Annotated in this window: 12 protein-coding genes; 9 read left to right on the top strand and 3 right to left on the bottom strand. The window is 62.4% G+C overall.

Annotation, left to right across the window (positions count from 1 at the left end; all coding sequences use genetic code 11):
• Positions 1–168: 168 nt before the first annotated feature.
• The 3 genes from NYR54_RS16235 to NYR54_RS16245 form a co-directional block, all read right to left on the bottom strand.
• The gene (locus NYR54_RS16235) at positions 169–828 is read right to left on the bottom strand and encodes a peroxiredoxin (RefSeq protein WP_261516758.1); all 660 of its coding nucleotides are present in this window, start codon (positions 826–828) and stop codon (positions 169–171) included.
• A gap of 174 nt (positions 829–1,002) precedes the next feature.
• Positions 1,003–1,878 carry a prephenate dehydratase gene (locus tag NYR54_RS16240; RefSeq protein WP_261516759.1) on the bottom strand — a complete coding sequence of 292 codons (876 nt, stop codon included), beginning with the start codon at positions 1,876–1,878 and terminating at the stop codon, positions 1,003–1,005.
• Entirely contained in the window at positions 1,878–2,627 is a 750-nt protein-coding gene (locus NYR54_RS16245; protein ID WP_261516760.1) for a 3-deoxy-manno-octulosonate cytidylyltransferase, read from the bottom strand. The genes NYR54_RS16240 and NYR54_RS16245 overlap by 1 nt, the downstream gene beginning before the upstream one ends.
• Before the next feature lie 207 nt (positions 2,628–2,834).
• Between NYR54_RS16245 and NYR54_RS16250 the strand changes: the two genes are divergently transcribed.
• The 9 genes from NYR54_RS16250 to NYR54_RS16290 all read left to right on the top strand — a co-directional run bounded on the left by NYR54_RS16250 (position 2,835) and on the right by NYR54_RS16290 (position 13,027).
• Positions 2,835–3,653: a c-type cytochrome gene (locus NYR54_RS16250; protein ID WP_261516761.1), complete on the top strand. Its 819-nt coding sequence runs from the start codon at positions 2,835–2,837 to the stop codon at positions 3,651–3,653.
• 150 nt (positions 3,654–3,803) lie between these two features.
• The gene (locus tag NYR54_RS16255) at positions 3,804–5,669 is read left to right on the top strand and encodes an extracellular solute-binding protein (RefSeq protein ID WP_423738633.1); all 1,866 of its coding nucleotides are present in this window, start codon (positions 3,804–3,806) and stop codon (positions 5,667–5,669) included.
• A 50-nt stretch (positions 5,670–5,719) separates the two neighbouring features.
• Positions 5,720–7,549, top strand: a complete 1,830-nt coding sequence (locus tag NYR54_RS16260) for an extracellular solute-binding protein (protein WP_261516762.1) — start codon at positions 5,720–5,722, stop codon at positions 7,547–7,549.
• Positions 7,550–7,600: 51 nt separating this feature from the next.
• Positions 7,601–8,701, top strand: coding sequence for a microcin C ABC transporter permease YejB (locus NYR54_RS16265; protein WP_261516763.1), 1,101 nt, complete (start codon positions 7,601–7,603; stop codon positions 8,699–8,701).
• On the top strand, positions 8,702–9,853 hold the full coding sequence (locus NYR54_RS16270) for an ABC transporter permease (RefSeq protein WP_261516764.1): 1,152 nt from the start codon (positions 8,702–8,704) through the stop codon (positions 9,851–9,853).
• A 230-nt stretch (positions 9,854–10,083) separates the two neighbouring features.
• Positions 10,084–10,227, top strand: a complete 144-nt coding sequence (locus NYR54_RS16275; protein WP_261516765.1) for a hypothetical protein — start codon at positions 10,084–10,086, stop codon at positions 10,225–10,227.
• Positions 10,227–10,412 carry a hypothetical protein gene (locus NYR54_RS16280; RefSeq protein ID WP_261516766.1) on the top strand — a complete coding sequence of 62 codons (186 nt, stop codon included), beginning with the start codon at positions 10,227–10,229 and terminating at the stop codon, positions 10,410–10,412. Before NYR54_RS16275 ends, NYR54_RS16280 begins: the two co-directional genes overlap by 1 nt.
• 8 nt (positions 10,413–10,420) lie before the next feature.
• Positions 10,421–12,049 (top strand): ABC transporter ATP-binding protein, encoded by a 1,629-nt coding sequence (locus NYR54_RS16285; RefSeq protein ID WP_261516767.1) that lies wholly within the window; start codon positions 10,421–10,423, stop codon positions 12,047–12,049.
• Between the two features lie 24 nt (positions 12,050–12,073).
• Positions 12,074–13,027, top strand: coding sequence for a 2-hydroxyacid dehydrogenase (locus tag NYR54_RS16290; protein WP_261516768.1), 954 nt, complete (start codon positions 12,074–12,076; stop codon positions 13,025–13,027).
• The last annotated feature ends 18 nt before the right edge of the window (positions 13,028–13,045 follow it).

Consider the following 13,045-nt stretch of genomic DNA (forward strand, 5'->3'; position numbering starts at 1 on the left):
GTGCCGAAAGACCGGCGCCGCGAATGCCGCAACGGTAAACAGGAGCGCACTGATGACAAGAAATGCCCGCGGGTCATAAGAGGCCCGCGGGCTAAGATGTTAAGGTTCTGCAAAAAGCAACGCCGCTCCCGGCTGAGGTGGCCAGGTGCGGCTTGCCTTGTCCTCGGATCAGGCGGTCGGCTGCTTCGTCTTGCGCAGATAGGGCAGGATCGTCTCGAAGCTGCCGAAACGCTGAACCGCGTCCTCGTTGGAAACGGCTGCCGTGATGATCACGTCATCGCCCTGCTTCCAGTTGGCGGGTGTGGCCACCTGATGCTTGGCGGTGAGCTGGATCGAGTCGATCGCGCGCAGGATTTCGTCGAAGTTGCGCCCGGTGGTCATCGGATAGGTCAGGATCAGTTTGATCTTCTTGTCCGGCCCGATGACATAGACGGAGCGCACCGTGGCGTTGTCGGCAGGCGTCCGCCCGGCCGCCGAATCGCCGGCATCGGCGGGCAGCATGTCGTAGAGCTTGGCGACCTTCAGGTCGCGGTCGCCAATCAGCGGATACTGCACGGTAAAGCCGGTCGCCTTCTTGATGTCGTCCTTCCAGCGTTCGTGATCCTCGACCGGATCTACCGAGATACCGATGATCTTGGCGTTGCGCTTCCTGAATTCATCCTCCAGCCCCGCCATCGTGCCGAGTTCGGTGGTGCAGACGGGGGTGAAGTTCTTCGGATGGCTGAAGAGCACGGCCCAGCCGTCCCCGATCCACTCATGGAAGTTGATCGTGCCGTGCGTTGTCTCGGCCGTGAAATCCGGAGCCGTGTCGTTGATACGCAGACCCATGGCGTCTCTCCCTGTTTGAAAGATTTATCTTAACATAGGAGGCTGAACAGCGGGAATTGAGGATCGGAATAGGCGTGAAATATCCCTTGAAGGAAAACTATTCCAACAAGGGGCAGTTCGAAACAACAGCCTGCTAACCGACCAATTCCCGAGCAATTCCGATGAGCTGGCTACCTAGTCGTCGTCCTCGCTCTGGGTGGCCCGGAACGGGTGGCCTTCGTAGACGCCCAGAATGCGCACTTCGCGTGAGAAGAAGCGTAGCTCCTCCAGCGCAAGTGCCAGGTTACGGTCGTCCGGGTGCCCTTCCACATCCGCGTAAAAGAGGGTGGAGAAGAATTTGCCGCCGAGCTGGTAGCTTTCCAGCTTCGTCATGTTGACGCCATTGGTGGCGAAGCCGCCTAGCGCCTTGTAGAGCGCGGCCGGCACGTTGCGCACCCGGAAGATGAATGTGGTGATCATCGTCTGATCCGGCGAGCGGCGCTCTGCCCAATGGCTGTCCTTGGACAAGACGACGAAGCGGGTCACATTGTTGTCGGCGTCCTCCACGTTCTCCGCCACGATTTCCAGGCCGTAGAGCTCGGCCGCGAGCCGGGGCGCAAGCGCGGCGTTGGACCGCACCTTTTCCTCTGCGACGATGCGTGCCGCCCCGGCCGTGTCGCCCGCTACCACTGGTTTCCACCGGTGCCGCCGGATAATCTTACGGCACTGGCCGAGCGCGTGGATGTGACTGTAGACCGCCTTGATTTCCGAAAGCTGGACGCCCGGAAGCACCATGAGCTGAAATTGGATTGGCAGAAAATATTCACCCACGATATGCAGCCTGGACTGGGGCATGAGGTGGTGGATGTCGGCCACGCGCCCGGCGATGGTGTTCTCGATCGGGATCATGGCCAGGTCCGCCTTGCCCGTTTCCACCGCATTGAAGGCATCCTCGAATGTAGGGCAGGGTAGCGGCTCCATATCGGGAAACATGTCGCGGCAGGCCGTATCCGAATTGGCGCCCGGCTCGCCCTGAAAGGCAATCCTGTTCGTCTTGCGTGGCAGCATCATCAGTTTCCGTTCGCGGAGAGAATTTGCCTCGCCCGCTCCAGATCCGCCGGCGTATCGACACCGAGCGGCACGGTGCGGACGATCTCGGCATCGATGCGCATGCCCGCCTCCAGTGCGCGAAGCTGTTCCAGCCGCTCGCGCTGTTCCAGCACGCCTGGCGGCAGTGCTACGAAGCGTTCAAGCGCCGCGCGGCGATAGGCATAGATGCCGATGTGGTGATAGAGCGGCCCGTCGCCCCATGGGGCTGTGGCCCGTGTGAAATAAAGGGCGCGCAGTCGCTCCTGTCCGGGCGTCGCAGGGAGCGGCGCGCCGACGATCTTCACGACTGCGGGGTTTGTCTTTTCCTCCTCGTTTGAAATCTCCGCGCCCAGAGTCGCAATGTCCACATGCCCGTCCTCCAGTGGGCGCAGCACGGCGCGAATGTCCTCCGGCGCGATGGTGGGCAGGTCACCCTGGAGGTTGATGACGATCTCGGCCTTGCTGTCCGGGTCGATCTTGCCGAGTGCCTCGAAAATGCGGTCCGAGCCGGACGGATGGTCGCCGCGCGTCATGACCGCCTCTACGCCTCCCGCTTTCGCGGCAGCGGCGATCTCGGCTGTATCGGTGGCCACCACGACGCGGCCGATTCCGCTCTCGAGGGCTCGTGCGGCAACCTGAGCGATCATCGGCTTTCCGGCGATATCGGCGAGCGGCTTCCCGGGCAGGCGCGTGGAGGCCATACGGGCGGGGATCAAGATGATGGCGGTCATAGACGGCGGTGCTGCGAGGCTGTCGGCGGGATTGAAAAGTGGCAAAAGGTCTCAGTTGCAAACAGCCTTATATGTGTTGCAACGCTTCAGCAAAAGACCTAGTTTCCGCGCCGGTTTTACCGGCAGCGGCCGACGCGGGGGACGTGATGGCAGGTGAGAACGGCGCAGCGTCTCCTGGCGCGCGGTAGAAGGGAGCCTCTGGGCAGCATGGATTCTTTCGAACTCAACAAGCTTATCGGCGCATTCCTCGGCGTCGTTTTCATCATCTTTTCCGTCAGTCTCATTTCCGACGCCATCTTCCACTCTCCCGCGCCAGAGACACCAGGCTATGCGATCGTGGTGCCGGAAGATGGCGGGGCGGGCGCAGACGGTGGCGCCGAAGAGCCCGCGGCCGAATCAGTGCTGCCGCTTCTCGCCTCCGCCGATCCATCGGCCGGCGAAGGTGTCTTCAAGCGCTGCGCGGCCTGCCATTCGACGGAGCAGGGCGGCCCGAACAAGGTTGGTCCGAATCTATGGGACGTCGTGAACCGGCCCATCGCCAGCCACGAAGGCTTCAGCTACTCCTCCGCGCTGCAGGAATTTTCCCAGGGCGGCCAGGTCGTGTGGGACTATGAGCATCTCGACCACTTCCTACTCAATCCGAAAGGCCTCGTGCCAGGCACGGCGATGTCGTTCGCAGGCCTGAAGAATATTCAGGACCGCGCCAATGTAATCGCCTATCTGCGGACGCTTTCGGACAATCCCGCGCCTCTGCCTGAGGCCGCTCCCGCTGAAGACGAGAGCGGTGAAGACGCCGCGCCTGCGGAGGACGATGCGCAGCAGGAAGCGCCGGCCGACTCCAGCGGTGCCCAAGCCGCTCCGGCCGAGAATGGTGCCGGTGAGCAGGATGCTGCCCCCGCCGCGGCGGAAGAAAGCTCCGCCCAGCCTGATGCGGCGAGCGACGGCCAGGCTGAGCCGGAAGCAGCTGGCGATGTCGACACCGCACCCGAAGCCACGGAAGAGGGCGAGGCTGCACCGGCGCCTTGATCCGCCGCTCCATGCGTTAACAGGAAGCCGGCCTGCGCCGGCTTTTTGTTTGCGTGAGGTGATGCGCCATTTGCCTTCGGCCGCGGATGAACTAACTTCGCCGAAAAGAAAAAGCGGACGAAGGGAGAAAAGCGGATGCCGACCGCATTGATGGGGCAGGGGTGGAAGGCCGTGGCAGTGGCGCTGGCCTTGGTGCTCATGGGTGCGGTTGCAGGCGCGCAGGAGTGGCGCACATCCTCCTCGCTCATCAATCCGGAAATCGAGACCCAGCCTTTCGAGCGGTACAGCTATGTCAATCCCGAGGCTCCCAAGGGCGGCACGCTCAATTCCGCAGCCTTCGGTACGTTCGACAGCTTCAATCCCTTCCTGGTGCGTGGCACGCCCGCGGCGGGCCTGACCTCCTTCGGCGGGCTGATCTGGGAGACGCTGATGCAGCAGTCTCCGGAAGAGCCCAGTACCAGCCATCCCCTCATCGCGGAGGCGTTCAAGTATCCCGAGGATTATTCCTCGGCGACCTATCGCCTGGACCCGGATGCGCGCTGGCATGACGGCACGCCGATAACAGCCGAGGACGTCGTTTGGTCGCTGGAAGTGCTGAAGAAGATAAGCCCTATGCACAACCGCTACTTCGCCAATGTCACCGAGGCCGTGGCGCTATCGGATCACATGGTGGAGTTCCACTTCGATCAGGCGGGCAATCGCGAGCTGCCGCATATCATGGGCGATCTGCCGGTGCTGCCGAAACACTGGTGGGAGGGCACGGACACCAAGGGCAACAAGCGCGACATCACCCAGCCGACGCTCGAGCCGCCGCTAGGCAGCGGGCCGTACCGCATCGCCAGCTTCCGCGCGGGATCGGAGATCGTGTGGGAGCGCGTCGAGGACTATTGGGGGGCCGATCTGCCGGTCAACATCGGCCGCAACAATTTTGACCGCATCCGCTACATCTATTTCCAGGATCAGAATGCGGAGTTTCTGGCCTTCACCAGAGGCGGCGTTGAGGATGTCCGCCGCGAAGTGAGCACCCGCCGCTGGGCCCAGGATTACAATTTCCCCGCGTTCGAGGCAGGCGACGTCGTCAAGCGCGAGTTCGTCAGCAACAGCGTGGAGCCGATGCAGGCCTTTGTCTTCAATATGCGCAAGCCGCGCTTTGCCGACCGCAGGGTGCGCCAGGCGCTCACTCTAGCCTACAATTTCGAGCAGCAGAACCGCACCCACTTCTTCGGCATGAACAAGCGGTTCAGCAGCTATTTTGAAAAATCCGAACTCTCCGCCACAGGCGTCCCCGAGGGACACGAACTGGAGATACTGGAGGAATTCCGCGATCAGCTCCCGCCGGAGCTCTTCACGCAGCCCTTCGAGCTGCCGGTCTATGATTCGCCGCAGGACGAGCGGGAATATTTGCGCGAGGCCGTACGCCTGTTCAACGAGGCCGGCTGGGAAATCAGGAACGGCCGCATGGTCAACAGGGAAACGGGCGAGCAATTCAGCGTAGAATTTCTCGGCGCCTCGCCCACCGACGAAATCATCGTCAGCGGCATCATCCCCAATCTGCGGCGCATCGGCATCAACGCCGAGCTGCGCGTGGTCGACACGTCGCAATACATTCAGCGCATCCAGAATTTCGATTTCGACGCGATTACGAGCCGGTTCGCCCAAACCCATTCCCCCGGCAACGAGCAACGCGATTTCTGGGGCTCGGAAGCCGCCGACATGCCGGGTTCGCGCAATCTGGCGGGCATCAAGGACCCAATCGTCGACGCGCTCATCAACAAGATCATCTATGCCGAAGACCGCGAGGAGCTGGTGGTCGCAACTAAGGCGCTCGACCGGGTACTCCTGTGGAATTACTACATGATACCGCAATATTATCAGCCCACATTGCGCTACGCCTACTGGAACAAGTTCGGTATTCCCGAGAAGCAGCCCGAATATGCCGGAATTGACGTGCAATCCTGGTGGGTGGACGAAGAACGCGCTGCCGCCCTGGCTGCCAAATACAGCGGTTTCAATTGAGCCACATGCGCCCCATCGCCCGGTCGAGACGTGATTTCCTGAAGCTGTCCATGGCCGCAGCCGCGGCTCCCTTCGCAGGGCGTGTGGCCTTTGCTGCAGCGCCGACCGACGTGCCGCTGCACGGGCTCTCGGCCTTCGGCGATCTCAAATATCCGCCGGACTTTACCCAGTTCGGCTATGCGAATCCGGATGCGCCCAGGGGCGGCACCTTCAATTTCCAGCCGGGATACTGGTACTACAATCAGAATGTCCTCACCTTCAACACGCTGAACAGCTTCGTGCGAACGGGCGATGCCCCGCCGCGCATGGAAATGTGCTTCGATTCGCTGATGGTGGGCGCTTGGGACGAGCCGGACTCCCTCTACGGCCTCGTGGCCGAGACCGTGACGATTTCGGCCGACCGCAACAGCTTCACCTTCAGGCTGCGGCCGGAAGCCAGCTTCCATGACGGCTCGCCGCTCACCGCCGAGGACGTGGCGTTCAGCTACAATCTGCTGAAGGAAAAAGGCCATCCGCAGCTCGCTCTCGTGCTTTCCGAGATGGTCGCGGCCGAGGCGACGGACAAGCACGAATTCCGCCTCGTCTTCTTCGGCAAGCAGTCGGAGCGCACGGTCTCCACCGCCGTGCAGTTTCCGATCCTGTCCAAAGCGTCTCTCGAAGGCCGTTCCTTCGACAGCTCCAGCCTCGAACCGCTGCTCGGGTCCGGGCCGTACAAGGTGGGCCGTTTTTCTGCCGGCCGCTATATCGAATATGACCGCGTGGAGGATTACTGGGCGCGCGATCTGCCCGTCGCCCGCGGTCTTTATCATTTTGATCGCATCCGCATCGATTTCTATCGCGACCGCAACGCCGCTTTCGAGGCTTTCAAGAAGGGGGAGGCGCTGTGGCGCGAGGAATTCACCTCGCGCGTCTGGGCGACGGGCTATGACTTCCCGGCGCTGCATAAGGGACAGGTCGTGCGGCGGGAGTTTCCCGAGGAGCGCGTGGCCGACATGCAGGGCTGGGCGTTGAACCAGCGGCGTGCCCGGTTCCGCGATCCCCGTGTGCGTGAGGCGATCAGCCTCTGCTTCGACTTCGAGTGGACGAACCGGAACTTTTTTTACGGGCTCTATGAACGCAGCGTATCGGCCTTTCAGCAGTCGGATTTCATGGCCGAAGGCTTACCCTCGGCGGAAGAACTGGCGCTTCTGGAGCGATTCAGGGGCCAGATACCAGAAGCCGCTTTCGGCGAGGCCGTCACGCCTCCGGCTTCCAACGGATCGGGCCGCGATCGCGATCTGCTCGGGCGGGCCCGCGAACTCTTCATGGAAGCGGGCTGGCAGCCCAAGGGGCGGCTTCTCCACAATGAGGCCGGCGAGCCTTTCACGCTGGAATATCTGGTCCGCGACGAGGTGTTCGTGCAGGTCTCAACTCCCTTCATCGAGAACCTGCGCGCCATCGGCGTCGATGCCTCGATCCGCTTGATCGATGCCTCGCAATATCAGCTGCGCCTGACCAGCTTCGATTTCGACATGGTGGGCGTGCGCTTTTCCCTCGGCGCGACGCCTACTAGGGACAGTCTGGAGCTCGTGTTCCATTCCCGTTCGGCCTCCGTCGAGGGCTCGCGAAATCTGCCGGGTACGGCCGATCCTGCAATCGACGGCCTCATAGAGATCGCCGGACGCGCGACCAGCCGCGACGAGTTGATCGTCGCGCTGCGGGCGCTCGACAGGGTGCTTCGCGCCCGGCGCGACTGGATCCCGAACTGGCATTCGCCCTCTCACCGGGTCGCGTATTGGGATGTGTTCGGCTTCAAGGAGCCGAAGCCCGATTACTTCTTCCCTGTCGAGGCGCTGTGGTGGTACGACGAGGAAAAGGCCAGGGCGATCGGCAAGGCATGACCGCGGCGTGACGACCATCCCGACAACCATTTCTCGCAGGGCTGTTCACTGATGGGCACCTATATCCTCCGCCGCCTGCTTCTCATGATTCCGACACTGTTCGGCATCATGCTCATTTCCTTCATCGTGGTACAGTTCGCGCCGGGCGGACCCGTCGAGCAGGTGATTGCCCAGATAACGGGGCAGGCCGGCGGGGCAGACGCGCGCCTTGGAGCGGGCGCGGGCGCCGACATGGCCGGCCAGGGCTTCGAGGCGGGCGGGGCGACCTCGCGCTATCGCGGCGCCCAGGGCCTCGACCCGGAGTTCATCGCGCAGCTTGAAAAGCAGTTCGGCTTCGACAAGCCACCCGCCGAGCGCTTCTTCCTGATGCTGTGGAACTATATCCGCTTCGATTTCGGCGAGAGCTATTTCCGCGACATCTCCGTCGTCGATCTCATCATCGAGAAGATGCCGGTCTCCATTTCGCTGGGCGTGTGGATCACGCTGATCTCCTACGCTATCTCCATTCCGCTCGGCATCCGCAAGGCCGTGAAGGATGGCTCGCCCTTCGATGTGTGGACGAGCGGAGTGGTAATCATCGCCTATGCGATCCCCAGCTTTCTCTTCGCGATCCTGCTTATGGTGCTGTTTGCGGGCGGATCGTTCTTCGATTGGTTCCCCCTGCGTGGCCTCACCTCGGACAATTGGGCCTCGCTTTCCTGGCCGGAACGCATTCTCGACTATTTCTGGCACCTCACGCTGCCGCTTACGGCACTGGTGCTGTCGGCCTTCGCGACCACCACGCTGCTGACAAAGAACTCCTTTCTCGACGAAATCCGCAAGCAGTATGTGGTGACCGCGCGAGCGAAAGGGCTTTCGGAGCGGCAGGTGCTCTACGGCCACGTGTTCCGGAATGCGATGCTCATCATCATCGCCGGGTTTCCGGGCGCATTCATCTCGTCATTCTTTACCGGAGCGCTCCTGATCGAGAGCATCTTCTCGCTCGATGGCCTGGGGCTGCTCGGCTTCCGGTCCGTGATCGACCGCGACTATCCGGTGGTTTTCGCAACGCTCTACATCTTCTCGCTTATGGGGCTGCTCATCAACCTGCTCTCCGACATCACCTATACGCTCATCGATCCGCGCATCGATTTCGAGCGGAGGGACGTGTAGATGGCTGGGTTTCAGAGCGCAGCGCAGGTGCAGCGGGTGCGGGCCGAAGCGGCACGGCCGTGGCTTTCGCCCATCAACCGTCGGCGCTGGCAGAACTTCAAGGCCAACCGGCGCGGCTACTGGTCATTGTGGATCTTCCTTGGCCTTTTCGTCCTCTCGCTCTTTGCCGAGTTCATCGCCAATGACAAGCCAATCATCGCCTCCTACAAGGGCGAGCTCCTCTTTCCGGTGGTTGTCGATTACCCGGAGGAGAAATTCGGCGGCTTTCTCGCGGTTACGGACTACCGCGACCCCTTCATCCAGGAGGAGATCGAGGCCAACGGTTGGATGATCTGGCCGCCCATCCGCTATTCCTACCGCACCGTCAACAGTGAAATTCCGGAGGCCGCACCCGCGAAGCCCTCCTGGCTTTATACAAAGGAAGAGCGCTGCAGCCGCTATCCCCTGGGCGTGGACGATCCCAACTGCACGATGGGTAACTGGAACTGGCTCGGCACTGACGATCAGGCGCGCGACGTGCTGGCGCGCGTCATCTACGGCTTCCGCATCTCCGTCCTGTTCGGACTGGTGCTGACCGCCGCATCCGCCGTCATCGGCGTTTCGGCTGGTGCGGTGCAGGGCTATTTCGGCGGCTGGACAGACTTGATCTTCCAGCGGTTCATCGAGATCTGGTCGTCGATCCCCGTGCTCTACCTCATTCTCATCATCGCCGCCGTTCTGCCGCCTGGCTTCTGGATACTGCTCGGCATAATGCTGCTCTTCTCCTGGGTGGCGTTCGTGGGCGTCGTGCGCGCGGAGTTCCTGCGGGCGCGCAACTTCGAATATGTGGCTGCCGCCCGCGCGCTCGGCGTGCCAAATCGTACCATCATGTTTCGGCATCTCCTGCCGAACGCCATGGTGGCCACCCTCACCTTCCTGCCCTTCATCCTCAATGGGTCGATAACGACGCTCACTTCGCTCGACTTTCTGGGCTTCGGCTTGCCGCCCGGCTCGCCCTCGCTCGGCGAGCTACTGCGGCAGGGGCAGAGGAACCTCAACGCCCCTTGGCTCGGCATCACGGGTTTCCTCACCCTCTCCGTCATGCTGTCGCTTCTGATCTTCATCGGTGAAGCAGTGCGCGATGCCTTCGATCCGAGGAAGACGTTCAGATGAGGCACGCCTCTTGGTATGGAGTGAAGCATCTTCTATCTTGGCAATTGCTATGGACCTGACATCCTGAACGAGGCCGTGCAGCGGACTTAGCGCGCTACGCTCAATGGAAGAGAACACGCTATGGGCATCGTCGTGAGAAAGCACTACAGGGCTTCCAGGCTGCCGGCGCATTTGCGCACGGGATCTCGGAGGATGTGCTGGTTCGCGTGGCGGTTGAAGAGGAGCCGGTAATGTCGCTGCTCAGTCGTGAGGAGCTGTTGAACCTGGTGCGTCAGGCACAGGCGAATCCGCCGGGCACGCCCGTGAAACGAGGGGGCACTACAGAGGAAGCCGTCACGCAGACCAGAGACCTGCGCGACGAATGGGAGGACTGATGGAGCCCTTCCGGCGCCTCTATCTGGATGCGAATCTGCTCACAGAGCTCGGCGAGGGCGAAGGAGAGATACAGCGGCTGCTATTCGAGCTTCTCGCAAAGCAGATGACGCATGAGTGCGTGTTTCTCTGCACCATCAAGCGCCCTGCGACAGTCGGGGTCCTTCAAACTATTCTGGAGAGCTGAGGCATCACTTGACCTCCCCACTCCTTTCCATCCGCAACCTTTCCGTTGCCTTCACCCAGGGCGACAGGGAAACGCTCGCCGTTGACCGCGTCTCGTTCGACATCCGCCCGGGCGAGACCGTGGCGCTGGTGGGCGAGTCGGGGTCGGGCAAGTCTGTCACCGCGCTTTCGGTACTGAAGCTCCTGCCTTACCCGGCGGCAAGCCACCCTTCGGGCGAGATTCTATACGGCGGACGCGACCTGCTCGCCGCCGACGAGAACCACCTTCGGCGCGTGCGCGGCAACGAGATCAGCATGATCTTTCAGGAGCCGATGACATCGCTCAACCCGCTTCACACGCTGGAGAAGCAGGTGGGCGAGGTTCTGAAGGTGCATCGCGGAATGTCCGACCGGGCCGCTCGCGAGCGCACACTGGAACTGCTCAAGCAGGTGGGCATACGGGAGGCGGAAAAGCGGCTGGGCGCGTTCCCGCACCAGCTTTCCGGCGGCCAACGCCAGCGCGTGATGATCGCCATGGCCCTTGCCAACGAGCCGAAGCTGCTCATCGCCGACGAGCCCACCACCGCGCTCGACGTTACGGTACAGGCGCAGATTCTTGAGCTTCTTGCGCGCCTCAAACGCGAGCAAAACCTGTCGATGCTGTTCATTACGCACGATCTCGGCATTGTCCGTAAGGTGGCGGACCGGGTGTGCGTGATGACCGGCGGACGGATCGTCGAGACCGGGGCGACGGCCGACATCTTCTCCAACCCCCAGCACGAGTATACCCGTCATCTTCTGGCCGCCGAACCCAAGGGCGAGCCGCCGCGGAGCGACCCGTCGGCCAAGAAGGTGCTGGAGGGAGACAACATCAAGGTATGGTTCCCGATCAAGAAGGGGCTGCTCAGGCGCACGGTCGATCACGTGAAGGGCGTGGATGGCGTCGATGTGACCGTGCGGGCGGGGCAGACCCTCGGTGTCGTGGGGGAGTCAGGCTCCGGCAAGACGACGCTGGGGCTGGCACTGTCGCGCATGATCGCGTCCGAGGGCGAAATCCGCTTTAGGGGCGAGCCGATCAACCGGCGCTCTTTCCGCCAGATGCGGCCGCTCAGGCGGGAGATGCAGATCGTCTTTCAGGACCCCTATGGCAGCTTGAGCCCCCGCATGTCGGTGGCCGAGATCATCCAGGAGGGGCTGAAAATCCATGAGCCGGGGCTTTCGGCCGAAGAGCGGGACCGCCAGGTGGTGGAAGTGCTCGAGGAGGTCGGTCTCGATCCGGAGGCACGGTTCCGCTACCCCCACGAGTTTTCCGGCGGGCAGCGCCAGAGGATCGCCATCGCGCGCGCCATGGTGCTGAAGCCCCGCTTCGTCATGCTCGACGAGCCCACCTCCGCGCTCGACATGAGTGTGCAGGCTCAGGTGGTGGACTTGCTACGCGACCTGCAGAAGCGCCACCAGCTCGCCTACCTCTTCATCAGTCACGACCTGAAGGTCGTGCGTGCGCTTGCCAATGAGGTGATCGTGATGCGGGCAGGCAAGGTGGTGGAAGCGGGACCCGCCGACCAGATCTTTCACGCACCGAAGACCGACTATACGAAGGCTCTCATAGCCGCAGCCTTTGACATCGCGACGGCGCCGACGGGCGTGGTGAGTGAGTAATCAGCAATAAAACAGGGTGAGAGAATGACCGGCCAGCCAGCGGCGCACCGCATATTGCTTTCCATCAAGGGCCTGCACCCGCAGCGCTGGTACGAGCTGCTTTCAAAGGGGCGCGAGGTGGTGCTGGAGCCCGAAGGGGAGGCGGACCCGACCATACGCTATGCGGTGGTCTGGAAGCAGCCGCCTGGCCTGCTCAAGCGCTTGCCCAATCTGCAGGTGATCTTCTCCATGGGCGCCGGGGTCGATCACATTCTCGCCGACCCGGAACTACCTGATGTGCCGATCGTGCGTGTGGTGGCGGAAAACCTCACGCAGCACATGGTGGAATATGTCTGCTGGCGCGTGCTGGATCATCACCGTCAGGGCATAACCTATCGTGCCCAGCAGCGGGAGAAGATCTGGCACGAGCCTCCCCAGCCACCGGCCAGCGAAGTGGCGGTCGGTATTATGGGCTTGGGCGAGCTGGGCCGGGCCGCCGCGAAGGCGCTCCGTGCGATCGGGTTCACGGTCAATGGCTGGAGCCGCCGCGAACGGCGCGTGGAGGGAGTGAACGGCTTTCATGGCGAGGCTGGGCTTACGCCCTTCCTCAATGCGACGGACATTCTCGTGGTCCTTCTGCCGCTTACGCCCGCCACGGAAGGCATCATCGATTATTCGGTGCTGCAGCGGCTGAGGCGAAAGGGACCTCTGGGCGGGCCTTGCCTGATCAATGCCGGGCGGGGACGATTGCAGAAGGAGGCGGATATTCTGAGGGCGCTGGAGAAAGGCGTGCTCAAGGAGGCAAGTCTCGATGTTTTCGAGCGCGAGCCGCTCGACCTGCAAAGCTCGCTTTGGACGCACCCGCGTGTGTTTGTCACGCCGCACGCCGCCGCAACCTCGGACCCGGCACATCTCGCGCCGCTGATGCTTCAGCAGATGGAGGCGTTCGAGCGCGGCGAGCCACTGAAGAATGTGGTTGACCGCCAGGCCGGCTACTGAGGCTGCGCCCGATCGATT

Source organism: Chelativorans petroleitrophicus (assembly GCF_025398195.1).
GTDB classification, from domain to species: Bacteria; Pseudomonadota; Alphaproteobacteria; order Rhizobiales; family Rhizobiaceae; genus Chelativorans; species Chelativorans petroleitrophicus.

Coding starts and splice junctions, on each gene's coding strand:
- NYR54_RS16235 (WP_261516758.1), bottom strand. CDS start 828: ATGGGTCTGCGTATCAACGACACGGCTCCGGATTTCACGGCCGAGACA.
- NYR54_RS16240 (WP_261516759.1), bottom strand. CDS start 1,878: ATGATGCTGCCACGCAAGACGAACAGGATTGCCTTTCAGGGCGAGCCG.
- NYR54_RS16245 (WP_261516760.1), bottom strand. CDS start 2,627: ATGACCGCCATCATCTTGATCCCCGCCCGTATGGCCTCCACGCGCCTG.
- NYR54_RS16250 (WP_261516761.1), top strand. CDS start 2,835: ATGGATTCTTTCGAACTCAACAAGCTTATCGGCGCATTCCTCGGCGTC.
- NYR54_RS16255 (WP_423738633.1), top strand. CDS start 3,804: ATGGGGCAGGGGTGGAAGGCCGTGGCAGTGGCGCTGGCCTTGGTGCTC.
- NYR54_RS16260 (WP_261516762.1), top strand. CDS start 5,720: ATGGCCGCAGCCGCGGCTCCCTTCGCAGGGCGTGTGGCCTTTGCTGCA.
- NYR54_RS16265 (WP_261516763.1), top strand. CDS start 7,601: ATGGGCACCTATATCCTCCGCCGCCTGCTTCTCATGATTCCGACACTG.
- NYR54_RS16270 (WP_261516764.1), top strand. CDS start 8,702: ATGGCTGGGTTTCAGAGCGCAGCGCAGGTGCAGCGGGTGCGGGCCGAA.
- NYR54_RS16275 (WP_261516765.1), top strand. CDS start 10,084: ATGTCGCTGCTCAGTCGTGAGGAGCTGTTGAACCTGGTGCGTCAGGCA.
- NYR54_RS16280 (WP_261516766.1), top strand. CDS start 10,227: ATGGAGCCCTTCCGGCGCCTCTATCTGGATGCGAATCTGCTCACAGAG.
- NYR54_RS16290 (WP_261516768.1), top strand. CDS start 12,074: ATGACCGGCCAGCCAGCGGCGCACCGCATATTGCTTTCCATCAAGGGC.